This window comes from Geobacillus subterraneus (genome assembly GCF_001618685.1).
GTDB classification, from domain to species: Bacteria; Bacillota; Bacilli; order Bacillales; family Anoxybacillaceae; genus Geobacillus; species Geobacillus subterraneus.
Genome location: NZ_CP014342.1, coordinates 1,644,285 through 1,664,422 on the forward strand (window position 1 = coordinate 1,644,285; position 20,138 = coordinate 1,664,422).

General features: G+C 49.5%; 15 protein-coding genes and 1 pseudogene. 2 read left to right on the top strand and 14 right to left on the bottom strand.

The window, feature by feature from the left end; all coding sequences use genetic code 11:
• Positions 1-19: 19 nt before the first annotated feature.
• Entirely contained in the window at positions 20-2,230 is a 2,211-nt protein-coding gene (gene katG / locus GS3922_RS08050) for a catalase/peroxidase HPI (protein WP_063165913.1), read from the bottom strand.
• A gap of 302 nt (positions 2,231-2,532) precedes the next feature.
• Here katG and GS3922_RS08055 point away from each other — a divergent pair, with 302 nt between their 5' ends.
• Positions 2,533-3,780 (top strand): RNA-guided endonuclease InsQ/TnpB family protein, encoded by a 1,248-nt coding sequence (locus GS3922_RS08055; protein ID WP_063165914.1) that lies wholly within the window; start codon positions 2,533-2,535, stop codon positions 3,778-3,780.
• Between the two features lie 933 nt (positions 3,781-4,713).
• Here GS3922_RS08055 and GS3922_RS08060 read toward each other — a convergent pair.
• The 12 genes and pseudogenes from GS3922_RS08060 to GS3922_RS08115 form a co-directional block, all read right to left on the bottom strand.
• Entirely contained in the window at positions 4,714-5,448 is a 735-nt protein-coding gene (locus tag GS3922_RS08060; RefSeq protein WP_063165915.1) for a LytR/AlgR family response regulator transcription factor, read from the bottom strand.
• Between the two features lie 82 nt (positions 5,449-5,530).
• Complete coding sequence (locus tag GS3922_RS08065) at positions 5,531-7,258, bottom strand: flagellar assembly protein A (RefSeq protein ID WP_225995634.1); 1,728 nt, start codon at positions 7,256-7,258, stop codon at positions 5,531-5,533.
• Between the two features lie 188 nt (positions 7,259-7,446).
• Complete coding sequence (locus GS3922_RS08070) at positions 7,447-8,163, bottom strand: EAL domain-containing protein (protein WP_063165916.1); 717 nt, start codon at positions 8,161-8,163, stop codon at positions 7,447-7,449.
• Between the two features lie 171 nt (positions 8,164-8,334).
• On the bottom strand, positions 8,335-11,067 hold the full coding sequence (locus tag GS3922_RS17225; RefSeq protein WP_082816547.1) for an MHYT domain-containing protein: 2,733 nt from the start codon (positions 11,065-11,067) through the stop codon (positions 8,335-8,337).
• A 524-nt stretch (positions 11,068-11,591) separates the two neighbouring features.
• Positions 11,592-12,553 (bottom strand): annotated as a pseudogene (gene uvsE, locus GS3922_RS08080) (UV DNA damage repair endonuclease UvsE).
• A gap of 128 nt (positions 12,554-12,681) precedes the next feature.
• Positions 12,682-12,951: a hypothetical protein gene (locus GS3922_RS08085; RefSeq protein ID WP_063165917.1), complete on the bottom strand. Its 270-nt coding sequence runs from the start codon at positions 12,949-12,951 to the stop codon at positions 12,682-12,684.
• Between the two features lie 24 nt (positions 12,952-12,975).
• Positions 12,976-13,476 (bottom strand): hypothetical protein, encoded by a 501-nt coding sequence (locus GS3922_RS08090; protein WP_063165918.1) that lies wholly within the window; start codon positions 13,474-13,476, stop codon positions 12,976-12,978.
• A gap of 300 nt (positions 13,477-13,776) precedes the next feature.
• On the bottom strand, positions 13,777-13,965 hold the full coding sequence (locus GS3922_RS08095; protein ID WP_063165919.1) for a hypothetical protein: 189 nt from the start codon (positions 13,963-13,965) through the stop codon (positions 13,777-13,779).
• On the bottom strand, positions 13,962-15,191 hold the full coding sequence (locus tag GS3922_RS08100; RefSeq protein ID WP_063165920.1) for a DNA polymerase IV: 1,230 nt from the start codon (positions 15,189-15,191) through the stop codon (positions 13,962-13,964). Before GS3922_RS08100 ends, GS3922_RS08095 begins: the two co-directional genes overlap by 4 nt.
• A gap of 128 nt (positions 15,192-15,319) precedes the next feature.
• Entirely contained in the window at positions 15,320-15,946 is a 627-nt protein-coding gene (locus tag GS3922_RS08105; RefSeq protein ID WP_063165921.1) for a LysE/ArgO family amino acid transporter, read from the bottom strand.
• Positions 15,943-17,385: a PH domain-containing protein gene (locus GS3922_RS08110; protein ID WP_063165922.1), complete on the bottom strand. Its 1,443-nt coding sequence runs from the start codon at positions 17,383-17,385 to the stop codon at positions 15,943-15,945. The genes GS3922_RS08105 and GS3922_RS08110 overlap by 4 nt, the downstream gene beginning before the upstream one ends.
• Positions 17,375-17,857, bottom strand: coding sequence for a PH domain-containing protein (locus GS3922_RS08115; protein WP_063165923.1), 483 nt, complete (start codon positions 17,855-17,857; stop codon positions 17,375-17,377). Before GS3922_RS08115 ends, GS3922_RS08110 begins: the two co-directional genes overlap by 11 nt.
• Positions 17,858-18,063: 206 nt before the next feature.
• Between GS3922_RS08115 and GS3922_RS08120 the strand changes: the two genes are divergently transcribed.
• Positions 18,064-19,437 carry an amino acid permease gene (locus GS3922_RS08120; protein ID WP_063165924.1) on the top strand — a complete coding sequence of 458 codons (1,374 nt, stop codon included), beginning with the start codon at positions 18,064-18,066 and terminating at the stop codon, positions 19,435-19,437.
• A gap of 115 nt (positions 19,438-19,552) precedes the next feature.
• Here the strand turns inward: GS3922_RS08120 and GS3922_RS08125 are convergent, their stop codons facing one another.
• The gene (locus GS3922_RS08125; protein ID WP_063167351.1) at positions 19,553-20,137 is read right to left on the bottom strand and encodes a YdhK family protein; all 585 of its coding nucleotides are present in this window, start codon (positions 20,135-20,137) and stop codon (positions 19,553-19,555) included.
• Between the last annotated feature and the right edge of the window lies 1 nt (position 20,138).

Sequence of the window (20,138 nt, forward strand, 5' to 3'; positions counted from 1 at the left end):
TCCCCCTGCCTTGTTTTCATTATCGAGCAGCGACCGATTCTCTTGCTTTTTTCACCAGATCAAAGCGGTCGGCGTTCATGACTTTCACCCACGCGTTGATGAAATCGCGGACGAATTTTTCTTGGTTATCGTCTTGGGCGTAAAATTCGGCGTAAGAGCGGAGGATGGAGTTCGATCCGAAAATGAGATCGACCCGGGTCGCTGTCCACCGCACTTGGCCGGTTTTCCGGTCGCGGATTTCGTAAATGCCGCCGTCGGTCGGCACCCATTCATAGTCCATATCCAACAGGTTGACGAAGAAGTCGTTGGTCAGCACCCCGATGCGGTCGGTAAACACGCCGTGGGGCAAATCGCGATAGTTCGCGCCCAACACGCGCAAGCCGCCAATTAAGACCGTCATTTCTGGACCCGTCAGCCCAAGGAGCTGCGCTTTGTCGATGAGCAGTTCTTCCGGCGGGACGCTGTATTCTTGCTTTTGATAGTTGCGGAAGCCGTCCGCAAACGGTTCTAATACGGCAAAGCTTTCGACGTCCGTTTGTTCTTGCGTCGCATCGCCGCGGCCAGGGAAAAATGGCACTTTGACGTCAAAACCAGCGTCGCGGGCCGCTTTTTCGACCGCAGCGCTGCCGCCAAGGACGATCAAGTCGGCGATGCTTACTTTTTTCGGCAGTTCGCGTTGGATGTCCTCATAGACGGACAGCACGTTGGCGAGCCGCTCCGGTTCGTTCACTTCCCAGTCTTTTTGCGGGGCGAGACGGATGCGGGCGCCGTTGGCTCCGCCGCGCTTGTCGGAATGGCGGAACGTGCTGGCTGAGGCCCATGCCGTCTTGACGAGTTCACTGACGGTCAGGCCCGAGTTCAAAATTTTCGCTTTGATTTGTTCGATTTCGGCATCAGTCAATTCATAGTCGACCGTCGGAATCGGGTCTTGCCAGATGAAGTCTTCTTTCGGCACTTCCGGACCTAAGTATCTCGTTTTCGGCCCCATATCGCGATGCGTCAGTTTGAACCAGGCACGGGCGAACGCATCCGCAAATTCTTCTGGATTTTGATGGAATCGGCGGGCGATTTTTTCGTATTCCGGGTCAAACCGAAGCGCCAAATCGGTCGTCATCATCATCGTCGGCACTTTTTTCGACGGGTTCTCGGCATCCGGCGCCAAGTCGTTTTCATTCGGGTCGACCGCCATCCATTGCCATGCTCCGGCTGGGCTTTTCGTCAGCCACCAGTCATAGCCAAACAGCATGTCAAAGTACGACGTATCCCACTGAGTTGGCGTCGGCGTCCAAGCGCCTTCAATGCCGCTGGTGATCGTATCGCTCCCTTTCCCTTTTCCGTAGGAGCTGATCCATCCCAGCCCTTGCGCTTCAATCGGGGCGGCTTCCGGCTCAGGACCGACGTGCGTGGCAGGGCCGGCGCCGTGCGCTTTTCCGAACGTATGACCGCCGGCGATCAAGGCGACCGTTTCTTCATCGTTCATCCCCATGCGGCGGAATGTCTCGCGAATATCGCGCGCCGCTGCTTTTGGATCCGGCTTGCCGTCCGGCCCTTCTGGGTTGACGTAGATTAACCCCATTTGCACCGCGGCGAGCGGGTTTTCAAGCTCGCGATCGCCGGAATAGCGTTCAGAGGAGAGCCACTCTTTTTCCGATCCCCAATACACGTCTTCTTCTGGATGCCAGACGTCAACGCGGCCGCCGCCAAACCCGATCGTTTTTCCGCCCATCGATTCAATGGCGACATTGCCTGCCAAAATGAACAAATCGGCCCAAGAGATTTTGTTCCCGTATTTCTTTTTGATCGGCCATAACAGCCGGCGCGCTTTATCCAAGTTGGCGTTGTCCGGCCAGCTGTTTAACGGCGCAAAGCGCTGCGTGCCTGTCGACGCGCCGCCGCGGCCGTCACCGATGCGATACGTCCCTGCCGAATGCCAAGCCATGCGGATCATTAACGGCCCGTAATGGCCATAGTCAGCCGGCCACCAGTCTTGGCTTTCGGTCATCAACTTGCGTAAATCTTCTTTCAGTGCCCAGTAATCTAATTTTTGAAATTCTACGGCATAGTCAAACTCTTCATCATGAGGGTTCGTCTTCTGGTCATGTTGATGGAGAATGCTTACATTCAGCTGATTCGGCCACCAGTCTTTGTTCGTCGTTCGATTCGAAGACTGATTCGTTACGCTTCCGTGAAACGGACATTGGGCTGCATTCTGACGATTTTGATTTTCCATTCTCCTGTTCTCCTTTCCCTTACTTAACTAAAAATGGGAATGCCATCATTACCATTTCTAACTGTTTTGTTACCAGTCAAAAATGATAACGATTCGTACATTAGAATTATACTAAATTTATATTTAATAGTAAATAATAAAAGATGCCTTTTATTATTTTTATCTTAATTAGGCGAGAAGACTCCCACTTCAACGAAGCGAAGCGGAGTAAGTGGGAGATGAATCGCCTTAACTATATTTTGCTGAAAATAGGATAGATTCAGTAAAATATAGTACCATATAGTTAGATGGGAGGTGAAAACATGTATTTTTGTATCAAACAACAGCTAAATGGTTTGACCAAAGAAGAATACTTGACTCTTCGAGAACTGTGCCATATTGCCAAGAACATGTACAACGTCGGATTGTACAATGTCAGACAATACTATTTTGAACACAAGGAATTTCTTAATTATGAGAAAAACTATCATCTTGCAAAAACTAACGAAAACTATAAGCTGTTAAACAGCAACATGGCACAGCAAATTTTAAAAAAGGTCAATGAAGCCTTTAAATCTTTCTTTGGTTTGATCAGTCTTGCCAAACAAGGAAAATATGACTACAAGGCTATCAGTATTCCAAAATATCTTAAAAAAGATGGCTTTCATTCACTGATCATTGGCCAGATTCGTATAGACGGCAACAAATTCACGATACCGTATTCTCGCCTATTTAAAAAGACTCACAAGCCTATCACGATAACGATTCCGCCTGTGTTGCTGGACAAAAAGATTAAGCAGATTGAAATCATTCCTAAGCATCATGCCAGGTTCTTTGAGATTCAGTACAAATATGAAATGCCTGAAGATCAAAGAGAATTAAATGACCAAAAAGCACTGGCAATTGATTTAGGATTAAACAATCTTGCCACTTGTGTCACATCAGACGGCAGATCATTCATCATTGATGGGCGGAGATTAAAAAGTATAAATCAATGGTTTAACAAAGAAAATGCCAGACTTCAAAGCATGAAAGATAAGCAAAAAATCAAAGGCACGACTCGTAAACAGGCGTTGCTTGCTATGAATCGCAATAATAAAGTGAATGATTATATCAACAAGACTTGCCGTTACATCATTAACTACTGTATTGAAAATCAAATTGGCAAACTTGTCATTGGCTATGCGGAAACATGGCAACGCAATATTAATCTAGGAAAAAAGACAAATCAAAACTTTGTCAATATTCCTCTCGGTAACATAAAAGAAAAATTAGAATATCTTTGTGAATTTTACGGCATTGAATTCTTGAAACAGGAAGAATCATATACGTCTCAAGCCAGCTTTTTTGACGGCGATGAGATTCCTGAATATAATGCCGACAATCCAAAAGAATATAAGTTCAGCGGCAAACGTATTAAGCGCGGCTTGTATCGAACAAAGTCTGGCAAACTAATTAATGCTGATGTCAATGGCGCATTAAACATCTTAAAGAAAAGTAAAGCTGTAGACCTGAGTGTCTTATGCTCTAGCGGCGAAGTGGACACGCCTCAAAGAATAAGGATTGCTTGAAGCAGTCAAACTTCTTTGGAAGCCCCCACTTCAAATTTTCGCTAGAAAATTAAGTGGGGGTAGTTCACTTGTGTTGCTATACCAGTCCAAGGTGTGTCACTATTAATTTATGTTTCAATTGATGTAGAATTCAGTTTTTTTAATATAAAAGATGATTGCCTGCTTCATAAAAACGTAATGGCCTAGGAGTCCGGTGATTTAATGAAGCATATAGCTTCACAGCATCGTTTCTCAAATAGAAAAACCTTGTAGCATCGGTACTGCTTTTCACACATTCCCTCATCGATCAGGTGAAACACAACGATCGACCCTAGCTGACGTCAGATCACATGAAATGAGAAGATGATGCCGCAAAGCTTCCCAATTTGAGAAACATGGCAGTGCAGCGACCCTGCTCCCTTCATCACCGTCCTTCTAGAATGAGATACACAAAATAAACAAAAGGGAGCAAGCCGGAAACTGCCTTTAGGCGATGAGCCTTGAGCAACTGGCTTCTCCCTCTCTCTGATGCATAAACGGATCATATGCCTTTTCTCCGCCTATCTCACTGAAAGGCGGGAGCTTCTCAGAGCATCTCGTCTCCGTGGAAAAATGAGCTGAGTGATCTTGTTCATTTGATATTTTTATCGTTTAAAAATGGAGAGAACTTCTTTCAAAGTCAAGAAGCTCATTTTTACTTCACAGCCTGTTCGGCCTCTTGGCTGTAAAATTGATAGCGATTGAGTTTAGCTTTTGCCTAATAGAGGGCTTGGTCAGCATGGAGGATTAATTCTTTTGCCATGCTTCCATGCCACGGATAAAATGCCCTATAATAACCCGTAGTACTGTTCGATTAGTATCCTCTCCACCTGTTCCATACAATCCTCCATTGAAAGAATAAGACGATTCAAAGAGATGTTTACAACGTTTAACACTTTCCTCTAAAAAGCCTATCTAAAGATGTATAGTCGACATTTTCTGTTGTACTTCGTGAAATTTCAATTTCGAAATATAAGCCACTTTTTCACAGCCGAAAAAATGGGCAGCATACGTTTCACCAATTTGCACAATTTTCACTACCTTTTTCAAATTGATGATATACGAACGATGGGTTTTCAAAAAACAATCCGTGAGCCTCTTTTCTATATCGTTTAGAGGGGTTGTCGTCTCGTATTGCTCATCAGCCGTATGAATGATCGTTTTCCTATTTTCTTTCTCCACGAACAAAACATCTTCCAGAGGCAGCCAAACGATTGAATGTTTCGAACGGATCTCTAGTCTTTTGTCCGACTTCATTGACACAACGGGATGTCGGGCGATTTCGATGAACTTACGCGCTTTTTCGAGTGCTTGAAAGAGACGTGTGCGCTCGATCGGTTTCACGATATAATCGGCCGCGGATAGTTCAAACGCTTTGACCGCAAATTCGTCATACCCAGTAGTAAAAATCACTTGAACATCCGGCAAAGATTGTCTGCATAGTTTAACAGCTTCTATGCCATCAAGTCCAGGCATGCCGATATCAACAAGTACAATATCTGGCTGCTTCTCAAACACAAGCTGTAGCAGCTCCTCTCCGGTAGCCGCCTCCGCTACAACATCATAGTTTGGAAACAAACGGATAAAATTCCGCAAAATCGCCCTTGAAACCGCATCGTCATCAGCGATCAAGACCTTTAAATCATTCATTGAATCCTCTCCTTCTCCCCCTCCCCCTCCCTTATTCTAAACAATCCCCGCTAAACTTTCTTGTATTTGAAAAACAAGGAACTTAAAAGTGCTTGAACACGATTTTTTCATTCTCTCCTAAGGCTACTTCTATATGGTGTTGCTCTGTTTGGAACGTATAGACGGTTTGACCAATGTGAACGACAGTTCCCTCTTTCGCTACGCCAAGCCTTACTGTTTGTCCACGCGGCACTGTAATGTAGGTGGAGATTCCTGAATCCGATCCTGCCTCTTGAATGGACGCACCTTTTTTCGCGTAAGCGCGGCCGCCGCGCATCACCCCTTTAATGTCAAGAAACCCATCGGAATGGATCGTACAGTTATGGCATCCTTGACCAAAAACGACGATGTCTCCGTTGCAATAAATGGTGCTATTTAACGCATAGGCCATCTCGACACGGTTGTTCTCATTGTGTTTCCATGCATAGGAGCCGGTAATCCCTTTTATATCATCAAGCAGTTTGACAAGCTGTTGGAATGAATGCGATTCGTTCGGAACACTTGGAAAAAAACATCGTTGCAACCGCTCTGCCACGTCGCGCCAAACTGATGAAATTTGTTGGCCATCCTCTTTTTTTACGGCCTCTATATATTCCTTTCCTTTATTTTCTAAATCAGAAAACTTATCACGCATTAAATGTTTGATCAGCTTAAAGAAAAGAAGCTGTTCGTTTTTCGTCCAAGCGAACGTTTTCCACGACGGCGAACGAAGTAACTGTTTTATTAAGGTTACCATGTTTTCTATATCTTCTTCCATTTCGCTTAACAACAAGCGGATAAGCTCAGAAGGCATTGCCCGATCGGTTCCTGCCGAAATAGTGCTCCCGATCACATTGTTTCGAATGATCACGGCGTGTTTTGAGGTGACCGTCGCCCGATGGACGTTTTGGTAGATGATAATGCGTCCGTCTGCTTCCACTTCCATACCGTCTTCCACACTTCCAATAATATCGACATCGCCGTGAAAGCGAATATGACCCGAGCTCACGTTGACATCGCCTTCGTGGATGAATTTGTCAATCACGGAAATATGCACATCCAGCCCTTTTTGCCGAAATACTAACCGTCCGGTGGTCGACGCTATTATTTTTGTCCCGTTTTCGACCAACTTTACGCCTTTTCCTACATGAACAGTGACCGGTCGAACCGGTTTAGGCGGGATCAGCTCGTTTGTCACAGTAATCCCCGGAACACCGGGAACCGGGGGATGAATGACCGCTATAGTTTGCCCCGACCGAACGGAAGAAATATCTCCCCCTTTTAAACAATCCGCATTCTCGCCTTCACCCGACAGTTCCCTTTTCTGATTATAGTCTGTATTGACCGCCAGCTCCACCCAGCCGTTTGTTCCCTCCCGCGGCTTCACGCCTCTAGCAACGATAAAATCATCTGGCCGTGTCGTCTGCGCAGCTTCAACGATCGCGGCAAAATCGATCCCTTGAACGATATGCATAGATCGGAGTTTTTGCAAAATAGACTCGCAGTCGAACGTGTTTTGCACCTCAAGCAACAGCTCGGTTTGCGACCCGATTTGGCCGCTAACGCTGACTTCTTTCAATCCCCTTCGCTTGTTAGCTTCAGGTTCAACGCGTAAAATGGCATGCAGTTTATCTTCATCAACAACAATCTGCCATTTCATTATGACTATCTCTTCCACCGTCTGTACTCTAAACCGCTTTTCTCCCGCTGTAGCTGTTGTTTCCTTCATCTGCTCACCGGTCTCCATCATACAAATTCCCTCCCTTGCAGTAATGGGCAAAGAACGTTGCATCCGCCCCTTTCTCCCTTAAGCCTTTTTGGCTTGCCGTTTTCCGTGGCATTCGTATGCTCTTCGCCCGTGAATGACAAAACCGTGTTTTCCCCACCAAGATTATACGATCGCTTCGTTTGCCCTCCCGTTTTTGCCGCCTTAATCAAAGGAGGGAGCAAAGCTATACTAGTACATCCGTACGCAGCAGTTTAGGTCAACCGGTCCGGCTTGCCTAAAAGATACCCTTGTGCGGCCGGCACTCTTAACAGCTTGGCTTGGGCAAGATCCGTTTCCTTTTCGATTCCCTCTAGCACGAGCACCATTTTTGGACTGCAATAGTTTACGAGCAAGCTGACCATTTTTTGCTTTTCGACATCGGCTGCCAATCCTTGGGCGAAATATCGATCCAATTTTACATAATCCGGCTGTAGTTCAATAATTTTTTGTAAAGTAGAGGCTCCTTTGCCAACGTCATCGATCGCAATGTAAAATCCGTACTCCCTTATCAACTTTACAGTCGCGTTCAGTTTGCCGTCTTTCCATAGATCGTCGCCTTCTTCCGTTTCGTTCAGTTCGAACACAATCCGATTTTCAATATGCGGAAAACGTTCAACCAGTTTTTTTAATAACTGCGCAAACCCACGATGCAGCATGGTAGATGGGTACAAATTTACAAATAGGAGACCCCTTTTCCGTTCCCAGAAAGGAAATTGCGAAATGGAGCCCTCTAGCGATGCGAGATCCAGCTCATGCAAGCATCCTTCGTCACGGGCTTTTTGAAAAAGGTGTTCAATATTTTTGACTCCGTTTACCCGCAACAACGATTCATATCCGAAGATGCTCCAGTTCATTAAATCCCAGAGTGGTTGATAAACATGTTCAAACTGCTGTTTGCCAATTACATGTCGAACAGAAACAAAAGTCACCGCTTCGCTACTCCTTTATCATTCTTTTATCCTATCCTTTAATAGCCGCTAAGCATGAAAATCACCACAGGAAAAATGGACTATTTGTGTAATTTTCAATATAGCGTCTTTTCATATAGTTGTCTAACTTTTCCTATGCACCAAACACATGCAGATGCTCCTTAGCGGCATCTAAAAGGACATATTACGCTCTTTTTTCGACTTTTCACGACATATTTCCCCTTCGTTGTTCTTGTTGTGTGTCGAAACATCACTCTCTTTATAAGCGAGACTTTCTTCCCATAACCCCACTAACTTTTCAAGAAATGCGCTTACGTCCAACGGTTTCGTTATATAGTCCGTAAATCCCGCTTGTAATGCCTTTTTGATTTCTTTCGGAACAGCGTTAGCACTGATTGCGATTATTGGGATATGGCTCGTTCGTTCATTATGTCGCAACATGTCCAATACGGTATATCCGCTGAAATCCGGGAGATGGATGTCGATCAGGATCAGGTCAAATTGGCCATCGGCCGCCTTTTGCAAGCCTTCACCGCCGCTGTTAGCGAATGTTAACGAAAGATTGGGGAACGGTTGCAGGATATACTCCAACAATTTTAAGTTGGATGCATGATCTTCAATATATAAAATTTTTTTATGGCCGATTTGCATTAATCGCTCCTGATTCACCCGTTTATTTAGAGGCGAATGTGGCCCGTTATGAACGTATCGAATAGCTGGAAGGCTGATCGAAAACTCGCTTCCCTTGCCAAGTTTGCTATTTACCGCTATTGTGCCGCCAAGCAAGCGCACGACTTGTTTAACGAACGCTAGTCCAATGCCATTGCCATCAACTTGATTGCCTCGGATTCGATAAAACGGCTCAAAAATGTTTTCTTTCTCCTCATCCGGGATGCCGATTCCACTGTCTTTGACACGGATCGTGACTTTCCCCTGCTCCTCTGTTCCTTCGACCACCACCGTACCGCCATCACGGTTATACTTAATGGCGTTATCAAGCAAATTCAGTAATGCTTGTCTGAGTCTTGTAGCGTCTGTATATAAGTACACATGCTCGCTCGAAAAAGCTTTATAGATGAGGCTAATGTTATTTTTCTTAGCGAGTGGTTCCATCCATTTCACACTTTCCTCAATGACTTCATTCGGATGCACCACATCGTATAGCAAGTGCGATTTTCCCGCTTCCATCTTAGCTAAGTCTAACATGTCATTCATTAAACGCAGCAAATGTCGGGCGCTTCCTAAAATTTCTCGTACCAATTCGCGCTGCTCGGTATTGAGAGAATCATCCATCTCAAGCAATTGGGCAAACCCTAACACACCATTTAGCGGAGTCCGAATTTCATGACTTAGACGCGAGATGAAATGGGACTTTGCTTCGTTGGCTTTTTCCGCCTCTTCTTTAGCCTGCCATAACGCTTTCTCCATCATCTTTCGTTCTGTAATATCGATTGCCGAGCCGATGATTTCCGTTACTTGGCCGTTCTCTTTGATTGGGCGCAAGCTGACTAAGTAGTCAATTCCGTTGATATTTCCTTCATAGTACAACGCTTCCCCCGTTTCCCACGCATACTGATAATATCGTTCTTTTTTGTCGGCGATGGGCTTGGGCAAAAAATCGTGCACTGTCTTGTCCAACACGTGTTTTGGATCAATTCCTAGATGGTGAAACAACTCGCCGCCGCATAACGTATGAACGAATCGGCCGTCTCTTTTGGTGAATTTAAAGATAAGCCCTTGTTGTTGGCAGATGGTGTTCCACAAATCTTGTTGCACTTTCTTTATACGTTCCTGATATTCGACTAGTTCGGTGACATCCTTTCCGATCATAAACAATCCAATGACATCCTTGTCTCCTATAATCGGGATCAAAGTAAGTTCCATCATCACCGGGTTGTCGCGGTCAGTTTTTATGGGCACAGACAAAACGGAAGATTCCCCCTTTTTCGCCTTTGCTAAGCATTCCTCAATTTTTTGATGATCCTTCCTAAAAAACAAGTCATATACATTGTCTGGCAGGTCACCTTGACGAACTTGTAACATCTCTATTGCTTTTGGATTGATGCTCGTAATCCTCCCATTAAAGTCCACGGACAGTACGAGATGGGGATTGCGGTCCACTAAACATTGATAATGGACCTCGGTTAGCCGCTTTTGCCGCAATACCTCGCGCCGCTCGATATGGATCATAGTGCTGGTCATGATCAATATAGCCAGCGTAATAAACGCAAGAATGTCAGCCAAGCCGTCAGTCGGGATCGCTATCGTCTGTTCTATGGGCCGTGCTTCCTGGCCATGAGGCAGCCGGAACGACATTCCTTTCATTGCGGTATAATGCATGGCCGCGATTCCGCACCCCACCACGATAGAGCTAATGGTCTTTTTGAACACTTGACCGCTATTCGTGCGATAGACCATAAAAAGAATAAACAATGCTAGAAACGAAGCAAAAAACGACAGAACAATCGACAGACAAACAAAAAACGGATGATGATGCATAACCATCTCCGTTTTTATCGCCACCATCCCTACATAATGAAGCAAACTAATGGCCGTTCCCATGAAACTGCCGCTCAGGGCAAAATGCCAACCTTTTTTTCGATGATAAGAAACTATATACAAAGCATGAAACGACCAGCACACTGCCAGTAAAAACGATAAAACAGCCGGAGTCGCTCTGTAAGACACAGGAAAAGGTAGCCGATACCCAAGCATGGCAGTAAAATGCATAGACCAAATTCCCAATCCAATAATGATGGATCCTAAAAAGACCCAAGCAGCTTTCCCTTTATCACTTTCGGCGACCTTCGCTGAAATGGCCAAGGATACGTAAGAAGAAACAACAGCAATCACTGCGGAAATGACGATGAAATATGGATCGTGGTATCCTGTAATTCCCATCATACTTCCCCATTCATAAAAAAATCGGGAATCCCCTACTTCATGATAAAAAAAGACCGTAACATTGACAACAGAGTCATCTACCTACTCTTTCCCCTATTTACTACCAAGACAAAAGGCGGGCGAGAACGTTTTGAGCAATCCGCCCTAGCGTTCTTAACCGTTTACGGCACTGATTTTGCCGATGTTCTTTGTCCGGTTAGCTATGGTGCAAGTCATTTCTTTCATGTCCAAGTCTTGTTTGTCCTACCATCGATTTATGCTGCGAGGCGAAGAACATGTTTCGGTTCACCATGTTTTCTTCCATCTTTCTATTGCCTGCTATTATTTATCGCACAAAAAGGCGATGAGCTTCTTCTGCCTATGCGTCATTCTGGAAACAGGGAATTTCTCAGTTAAAAGCCCATCCCGGTTTGTGGGGATGGGCTCGATTAGCGAGGCCCTTCGGCCGTCTTTTGTGGTCTATCAGCTTTTCGCTGCTCGATCTAGCGGAGCATTTGGCCAAAAGTTTGGCGGATAGGGATTGATTATTTGACAAAAAAACTCGCCCCGTCGATCCATTCGATGTCGTCATATTGTTTGAGGTCGCGTACAAGCTGGAACAGCGCTTCATCTTTTTGTTTCGCTTCGATCATGCAGTCAAGCTGCCGGACGGTGCCTTTGACTTCTCGCAAAAAGCGGATGAACATCTCAGCATCGACAAAATCGTGATGGGCGCGGAACTGTCTGTCGCTTTTTGGGCTTGAGAGATGCATTTTCATCGGCAGCGGCGAGTGGCGCCATGTCGCCACGATCCGTTCCCAGTCCGGCCGCCAGTCTTCTTCGTCGTGATTGGCGAGATGATGGTGCAAATCAAAAACGAGCGGCACGCCGAGTTTTTCGCATGCATAGAGGGCATCGCGCAACGTAAACACCGTATCATCATTTTCGAACATGATCATTCGCTGCAGCGGAGCGGGGATGTACGCCCAATTATGGATCAGCTGCTCCAACGCTTTTCTTTGTCGCCATACCCGCCGCCCATGTGGAGCACGCACCGGTGTTCTAGGTCAATCCCCATCCCTCGCAGCAACTCCCCATGCAGCTTTAGCGCGTTCAACGAGGCATGGAAGACATCGGAGTCAGGAGAATTGAGCACGACAAAATGCTCCGGGTGGAAATCAAGCCGCATCGGATACTCATGCAAAAACAGCGCGATCGATCGCAACGCTTCACGGATCGGAGCGAGATAATCCCAGCTCTCTAGTTCCGGATGATTGGCAAGCGGAATGAGCCGCGAGCTGAGGCGGAAAAAACGGATGTCATGCGCCTTGTTATATTTGAGCAGGCGAAGGCAGTTTTCGACATTGGAGAGAGCAATCCGCTCAAGCTTGCGGATCGCCGCCTCGCGATCGCGAATGGCGCGAAATCGCGCCACGGTCATCGTTTGAGAGGGAGAGCAATGGGGAACGTGCACACTCATAGCGACATAGCCAAGCCGGACGACGATCATAACCTTCACCTCGATAGTTTAGCCAACGATCCATTTCCGCCCGTTTTGGCGGACAACGTTATTATGCGGCCGAAACCGATCCGTTATGCAGCTACACGTTCCTCTTGCTTTTAAAGCGGACACCGTTAAGAAGGAAAATAGAGCTCTACAGCCCGATGCTGGCCATAAAACCGATAATGCCTCGGGAAATCGTGTACGATCTCATAGCTTGGGTAGTCATCCAACCGAATGGACCAGCGAATGCGCCCATCTTTGATGAAAGATAGCAGACCGTTTGATCGCTCGATGCCATCAAAGAAAAACCCGTCACGCGCCACCAGCTCGTCTTCTTCATAGAAGTTGACGACAACTTGGCGATGGCGGTATTCCGTCAGCAACGAAAGCAAGTCACCCACGTTTTCTCTCTCCCTTACACGTGATTAGATCGGCCAAAAGAGATGAAGGAGAAACAAACCGGCAAACAGCAAGGCAGAGACAAGATGAAACTTTCTTCTCCACCCTGACGCTTTTTGCCGGCGGAGGACGCCGGCAAATAAGGTGATGGCCAACATCGTGAGGCTTGCATAACCGGTCACTAGCTTCCCATGGCCAAAACCGATCACCGCTCCGAGTTTCCATGCCATCATTGCTCCATGGAGGACAATCAAGCTCGTTCCAGCGACGGCAAGCGGGATGTGGGCTTTCATCATGCTTCTTGCTATCCGCGCTAACGTGACTTTGACCTTCCGGATTTTTGTTTTGCGGATGACAAGGAAGATAAAATACATATTGACATTGACCAAAAACAGCAGCACCGCCACTTGCGCCAGCCATTTTCCTGCCAACACCGCAGCCGAGTCGTTCGGGCGGAACAGCCAGATATAAACCGCCGTGCCGATCACCAACAGCGCATTAATGATCATCCAAACATAGTGGGCCATACATCCCTCCATGGTTGTTCCGTTTACCATCCATTTTACCCCAAAAAACCATCCCGCCGGAGTGAGGATCATCACACCACAAACGCAGGGGGGTGGCACTTCCGATGCCTAGACGCTTCCCCTCATTGGCGGTTTTCACTCAACCAACGCCAATCGATTCATCCCATGTCCAAGAGAGCGACGCTCTGCCTGAGATGAACCGATGGCTACTTTGTCACCAGGGCTCGATGGTCCATAACCGTTTGTCTCTAACCGGTGCCGCAGCATCTAAACTCGACGGCGGGCATCGTCTTTCGCTTGTTATAACGCCAGATATACCCCGATTCCTGCCGCTAGCACAATGGCCAATCCGGCATAAATCAACGCTAGGCGGGTGAGATTGCCTTTGGTTGCTGATGTGTACTGTTCGTCTCCCCGCCCCGACAGCGCGAGCGTGCCGATGAGGCCTGCAAGCATCACGACAGCCGCGGCAATTAGTAAGATCGTCAACGTTCTTCCCCCTCTTTCGTTTGTCTGTCGGACGAAAGCAGCTCAACACCCATCTGCAAGGCGCGGGCGCCAAACTTCGCCCGCAGCTGTTCCACCGCTTTCCAAAGCGGTTCCATTTTCGCCTCTTCTTCATATTGAAACAAATCCAGCTGCTTCACCGCCCTGGCCCGGTCAAACACATGGAGCGCGGCGACGCCAAGAAGACGCACCGGACGGCCGTCCCAATGCTTTTGGAACAACCGCGCCGCATAGGAAAAGATTTCTTCGCCGTCCGATAACGGCTCGATTCCAGTTTGGCTGCGGGTGATCGTGTGAAAATCGTGGTAGCGAATGGTCAGTTGAACGGTTCGCGAGGCAACCCGCTTTTCGTTCATCCGGGCGCCGACCGATTCGGCCAGCTGGCGCAAGACAGCGAGCAGTTTCTGTTCTTCCTCGATATCGTACGGCAGCGTTGTTGAGTGTCCGATCGATTTTCGCTTTTCCGCCGCTGTTGGATCCACCGGACGCGGGTCGATGCCGTTCGCCCGCTCGTAAAGGCGCGAGCCATAAATGCCAAACGTCTGGCGAAGCCGCTCGCGGTCAGCTTTGGCGAGATCGCCGATCGTATGGAGGCCAAGCGCATGCAGCTTCTTCGCTGTTTTGTCGCCGACGCCATGCATCTGTTCGACCGGAAGCGGCCATAACACAGACGGGATATCGCGCTTGCGCAGCACGGTGATGCCAAGCGGCTTTTTCCTGTCGCTTGCCATTTTCGCCAAAAACTTATTCGGGGCGATGCCGATGCTCACCGGAATCGACAGCCGTTCAAGCAGCTCTTGTTGGATATGGCGCGCCAATGCGAGCGGGTGAACCGTCGGCATCCGCCCGGTCACGTCCAAATAGCCTTCATCAATCGAGGCCCGCTCCAAAACAGGCGAGAAGCGCTCGAGCCATTGGAACAAGCGGCGGCTCATTTCGCGATACAATGGGAAATCCGGCGGCCGCACGACGAGCGATGGACAGCGTTTTTTCGCTTCCCAAAGCGGCATCGTCGTATAGATGCCAAACTGTTGTTTCGCCACATAACTGGCCGCCAGCACAATTCCTTTCCGTTCTTTCGGGTCTCCTGCCACAACGACCGGTTTTTTCTGAAGCGACGGATCACGGGCGATCTCACAGCTGGCGAAAAACGAATTGGCGTCTACGTGAAAAATAATCCGTCCATGCGATTCGCGCTCCGTTTGCATCTTTCTCTCCTTCTTTTCTTTCGTTGATTCCTATTTTAGCAGATCATCCGTTCGCTGGGAACAACTCAGGCCGCTTCAAGATACGGTTTCGTTGTATTCATGCTAGGTGCGCCATCCCTTCGGACGTCTTAGGGCAGCCAATCACGAAATAGCTTCATGAGCATATATCCGCCCACTCCCCAAATGAGGAGCGCGGAAATCCGGTTCATCCAGCGCAGTCCTCCCCCGCTGCCGTCGAAACGGCCAACCATTCTTCCGGCGAGGGACAGCCCCACAAACCAAATCCAGGAGACAACAATGCACGCCGCCGCAAATATCGCTTTCTCCATTCCCGTATAGCGGAGCGAACCCGTGCCAATGACGCCGATCGTATCGAAAATGGCATGAGGGTTCAGCAGCGATACCGAGGCGGCAAAAGCGATTTGTTTGCGGGGCGGAAACCGTTCCGCCGCTTCGCTTCCGCCAGCGGCGGGGGCGCTTTTCCATGTACTCCAGCCCATATACAGCAAAAAAAGAATGCCAGCTCCCATCACGGCTGTTTTCAGCCAAGCGGAACCAAGCCAAACGAGCGAGACGCCCAAAACGGCGAGGAAAATCAACAACGTATCACACAACGACGCCGTCAGCACCGCCGGCAAGGCATGCCGCCAACGCCGCTGAACCGCTCCTTGGGTCAAAATGAACACGTTTTGCATCCCCAGCGGCAAAATGAGTCCAAACGCAAGGATAAGCCCGTGAAGAAAGGCCTTCATCATGCTTGGTTCCTCCCTTTCCCTTGCAGCCAGCGATAGATTGAAGCCGCATCCTCTTCATCCACATCGACGACGCGGGCGCGGGTGCCAAGCGGCATAACAGCGGCGGAAATCGTGGCTAATCGTTTTCGCTGTTGCCACCATGTCGCCGCCACCTCAACCGCTTGCAGGCGATGTTTCAACATGTATGTGGTCGTTCGGCGGAACCAGCCGCTGCGGAGTGTTAACTGCCTTGAAGAAAGCGCCCAGCCGGCTGCTTGATAGCGCCGCGACCCGATCCACAGAGCAAGCGGCAGCGCAAACAAAAGCCCCGCTCCCCATGGACGCTCGATGTAAGCAGCCAATGCCAGCGGGGCCGCTAACCAATAAAGCGGCCGAAGCATATAGCGGATTTGAGCCCGCTTCGGCAATGGACGGAACGCAACACCGAGATCGTACTCCGGCAGGCACGCGTGAATAATCGAGGAGACGCGCTCTTTTTTTACAAGCGGGCAAAGAACCACATCCCCCGGTGGACCGCCATCAAGCGCCCCGCCGGCATGAATGAGCGATACGGTCGCATACCCGAACAGACGACGCAGCCAGCTCTCATGGATCATCACCCCTTGAACGCGGCCAATAGGGACTGAAACCGTTTGGCGTTCGAGCCAACCGCGGGTGATGACAATCGTATCTTCTTGCCTGCGCACGGCAAACGAAGCGAAACGGATCATATTTTGCCCGATCGCCACCCCATACGCGGCCAACAGCGCCACCAAACCGATGACTCCGATGTACCACCGCCCATGTCCGTTCCATGTCGTCTGTACATTGCGAAAGAGCGCTTCATACGGGATCAGGTCGCCAAGTTGGGACAAAAAGGTCCAAACGGCCGCCACGACGCCAAACGCTCCCCCGCTTGTCACAGCGGCAAGCCATACTTCCTTTATCGAAAGCGTAAATAAAGGAAGAGACAATGGCCGATTCCCGTGCTCACACGGCGGCCGCCCCCCTGCCTGCTCTTTTGCCCGCTCAATCTCGCGCTGCAAGCGGTGCACTTCTTCCCTCGACACGGCGGCAAGCGCCACTTCTGCTTCCCCAAGCCCGCCCCCGGCGGTTTCAATATGAACTTTTACGACTCCAGCTAGCCGCTGCCATATTCCTTCCGTTGTAGAAATGCCTTGAATGCGCTCAAACGGGATCGTCCGTTTTTTGCGGACAAACAACCCTTCTTCCACTTCCAGCGTTTGGCCGTCCCAGCCGTATTTGAAACGAACCCAGGAAAGAACGCCGGCAACGATCGTGTAGGCGAGCACAAGAAGCGGCATGACGAGATCCCGCCAAGAAAAATCACCGCGGCTGCCAGCTATGACAACTACCAAAAGCGGGAGCAGCACGTGTTTCAGCTCCCTCCCTACTCCCGTTACCATCGCAATGGGATGAAGACGGCGCTTAGTCATCATCCTGATCCGCCGCCTTCGCCCGCTCGGCGATCAGCCGGCAGAGCCGTTCCGCCTCCGATTCAGACAGAGCGGGGATTTCATGGACGGTAGCGGCCGTGAAAATCACGACCGAAGCCAACCCGTACCGTTTGAGCAAAGGGCCTTGCCGGACATCGACATGTTGGACGCGATTCATCGGAACTAACGTCCATGTCGTTGACCAAACGCCGTGCTGAATTTCTATGTCTTCGTCGCGAATATCGTAACGCCATCGTTTCTGGCGCAAGGGAGGCAGCCATCCGATCCATAAGACCGCTTTCACTCCCCAAATGCCCGCCAACGGCGCTAACCACCACTCAGGAACATGGAAGCGCGACAACACCCAAGCGATTGCACCGATGATGACGCCGCCAGCCAATGTTCCCAACACTCCGGTCAAGCGCCAGACGGTGATGGCTTTTTCCGAAATCGGTTTGCCGCTGTTGCCAAGCATCCTACCAATCTCCTTTTGGCGAGTTCAAAACCTGTTTCCAGTATAACAAAACATTTCCACATTGACGACGTGTTTTTTCGCGAACCATTGACAGAAAAACAAAACTATTATATTCTAAAACTATCTTTTTTGCTTAACTGCATAAAAGCGTAAAAGCAAAAAAGTACATCATGGAATGAACTTCGTGTGAGAAAGGTTGTTGCTGTATGGAACATTCCCGCCCCTCATTGCAAAGAGGGCTGCTGCCCCGCCATGTGCAATTGATGGCGCTAGGCGGCATGATCGGCACCGGCATTTTCAAAGGGAGCTCTGATACGATTCACATGGCCGGACCGAGCGTTATTCTTACGTATTTGCTCGGTGGCGCGCTGTTGTTTCTCATTATGGCCGCCTTAGCGGAGATGGCCATCGCCTATCCGGGCGAAAACGTTCAGCATTTGATCCGCCGGGCGTTTGGCTTTCGCTGGTCGTTTCTCGTCGGGTGGCTGTATTGGGCGAACTGGACGTTGGTCACCGTCGTCGAGCTGCTGGCGGCAGGCAGTTTTTTGCGCTATTGGATGCCGTCGGTGCCGCTTTGGCTGCTCGCTCTGAGTTGCGCGCTGTTTATCATCGCGCTGAACTTGTTTCCGGTTCGCTACTATGGGGAAACAGAATTTTGGCTCGCCGGGTTGAAAGTGGCGGCGCTGGCTGTGTTCATCTTGCTTGGAGCCGGCATGTGGTTGGGAGTGATTGAAGGAGCGGACGGAAACCCATGGAGCCGTTATGCGACGTATGACGCCTGGTTTCCGCATGGGGTCGGCGGCATGATCAGCGCCTTGCTTGTCGTCATGTTTTCATACGGCGGAGCCGAGTTGATCGGTGTAGCGGTGACGGAGATGAAAGATGCTGACCGGGTGCTGCCGCGGGTGATCAAAACGACGGTATGGCGGGTCATCGGCTTTTACGTGCTGCCGATCGCCATCATTTGCGGCATCATGTCATGGAACGCCGTATCGGCGGAAAACAGCCCGTTCGTCCAAGTGCTCGAGGCCACCGGCATTCCGGGTGTCGCCCATGTGATGAACGCCGTTTTGCTCATTGCCGTCTTATCGGCAGCGAACACCGGGGTGTACGCCACGTCCCGCTTGCTCTTTTCGATGGCCGAACAAGGAGAAGCGAGCCGCCGCTTGTTGCGGACGACGCGACAGGGGGTTCCGATCTACGGGATGGGAATGGTCGCTCTCTGCATCGCGTTAGGGATCGTTGGCGCGTACTTGGCGCCGGGGCGAATCATCGGCGAGCTGATGACGATCCCCGGGTTTACGGTGCTGATCGTCTGGATGATGATCGGCGCGGCCCAACTGAAACTGCGGCCGCATTACGATACAAATCCGTTCTTCCGCGTCAAAGCATTTCCGTACACGACACTCATCGCCGTCGTGTCGCTCGGCGCGATTTGGGTAAGCTTTTTATTTCAGCGCGATCATCGAATCGGGTCAGTTCTTTGCCTGGTGATCCTGGCGGTTCTGGCGATGTATGGGGCGGTCAAAGAAAAGCAAAACCGGCGGCCGGAACAAAACGTCGACGAACAATCCGCCTAAATAAGAGTTCAGAAAAACAGGCGCTCGTGCCGTTATGGCCGGCGCCTGTTTTCTGTCGTCCCCAAACGAAGCGCTCAAGCTCACGACTTGGGAAGACCCCCTTGCCATCGATTCCTTATTTCACCGGCGACAGTTCGTCTTCGGTCACCCATTTATGGTTGGTCACTTGTTCGCCGGTCTCTGTATCGGTGTAATCGACCATATACACCGTCGTTTGTTGAGCGGAGTCGATGACGGCTTTCGCGCCTTTCATCCCTTTCATATGGTCAGCGTTCAAAACGACTTCGTCGCCCGGCTGAAACGGCTCATCCCCGGCGTTTTCGATTTCTTTGTGGATCACCCATTTATGGTTTTTGACCGGAGGACCGCCCGTTGTCGGCGTGTACGTCACCGTATAGACAGTCGTGTCAAACGCCCCGGAAACGGTCGCTTCCGCCCCGTTCATCCCCGGCATATGGTCGGCGTGAATGATGACTTTGCTTCCGACCGGGTAGGTTGGCTGTTTCGCTTCTTCCAATCCAGCCGGGACGTCGCCTGAACCGGAGTGATTCATTTCCCCGTGGCCGGCATGAGGGGTGTTTTCTTCTTGGCTGGCGTTTTCTTTTGGCGCCGCTTCGTCATTTCCAGCGCCTGCGCAGGCGGACAGCAACAAAGCCGCTGCCAAAGAAGCAACTCCCCATACGATTCTCCTGTTTTTCACG

What these genes read in the sequence shown, in the direction of transcription:
- katG (WP_063165913.1), bottom strand. Translation starts at nt 2,230, where the DNA reads ATGGAAAATCAAAATCGTCAGAATGCAGCCCAATGTCCGTTTCACGGA.
- GS3922_RS08055 (WP_063165914.1), top strand. Translation starts at nt 2,533, where the DNA reads ATGTATTTTTGTATCAAACAACAGCTAAATGGTTTGACCAAAGAAGAA.
- GS3922_RS08060 (WP_063165915.1), bottom strand. Translation starts at nt 5,448, where the DNA reads ATGAATGATTTAAAGGTCTTGATCGCTGATGACGATGCGGTTTCAAGG.
- GS3922_RS08065 (WP_225995634.1), bottom strand. Translation starts at nt 7,258, where the DNA reads ATGCAACGTTCTTTGCCCATTACTGCAAGGGAGGGAATTTGTATGATG.
- GS3922_RS17225 (WP_082816547.1), bottom strand. Translation starts at nt 11,067, where the DNA reads ATGATGGGAATTACAGGATACCACGATCCATATTTCATCGTCATTTCC.
- GS3922_RS08090 (WP_063165918.1), bottom strand. Translation starts at nt 13,476, where the DNA reads ATGGCCCACTATGTTTGGATGATCATTAATGCGCTGTTGGTGATCGGC.
- GS3922_RS08100 (WP_063165920.1), bottom strand. Translation starts at nt 15,191, where the DNA reads ATGCAAACGGAGCGCGAATCGCATGGACGGATTATTTTTCACGTAGAC.
- GS3922_RS08105 (WP_063165921.1), bottom strand. Translation starts at nt 15,946, where the DNA reads ATGATGAAGGCCTTTCTTCACGGGCTTATCCTTGCGTTTGGACTCATT.
- GS3922_RS08110 (WP_063165922.1), bottom strand. Translation starts at nt 17,385, where the DNA reads ATGATGACTAAGCGCCGTCTTCATCCCATTGCGATGGTAACGGGAGTA.
- GS3922_RS08115 (WP_063165923.1), bottom strand. Translation starts at nt 17,857, where the DNA reads ATGCTTGGCAACAGCGGCAAACCGATTTCGGAAAAAGCCATCACCGTC.
- GS3922_RS08120 (WP_063165924.1), top strand. Translation starts at nt 18,064, where the DNA reads ATGGAACATTCCCGCCCCTCATTGCAAAGAGGGCTGCTGCCCCGCCAT.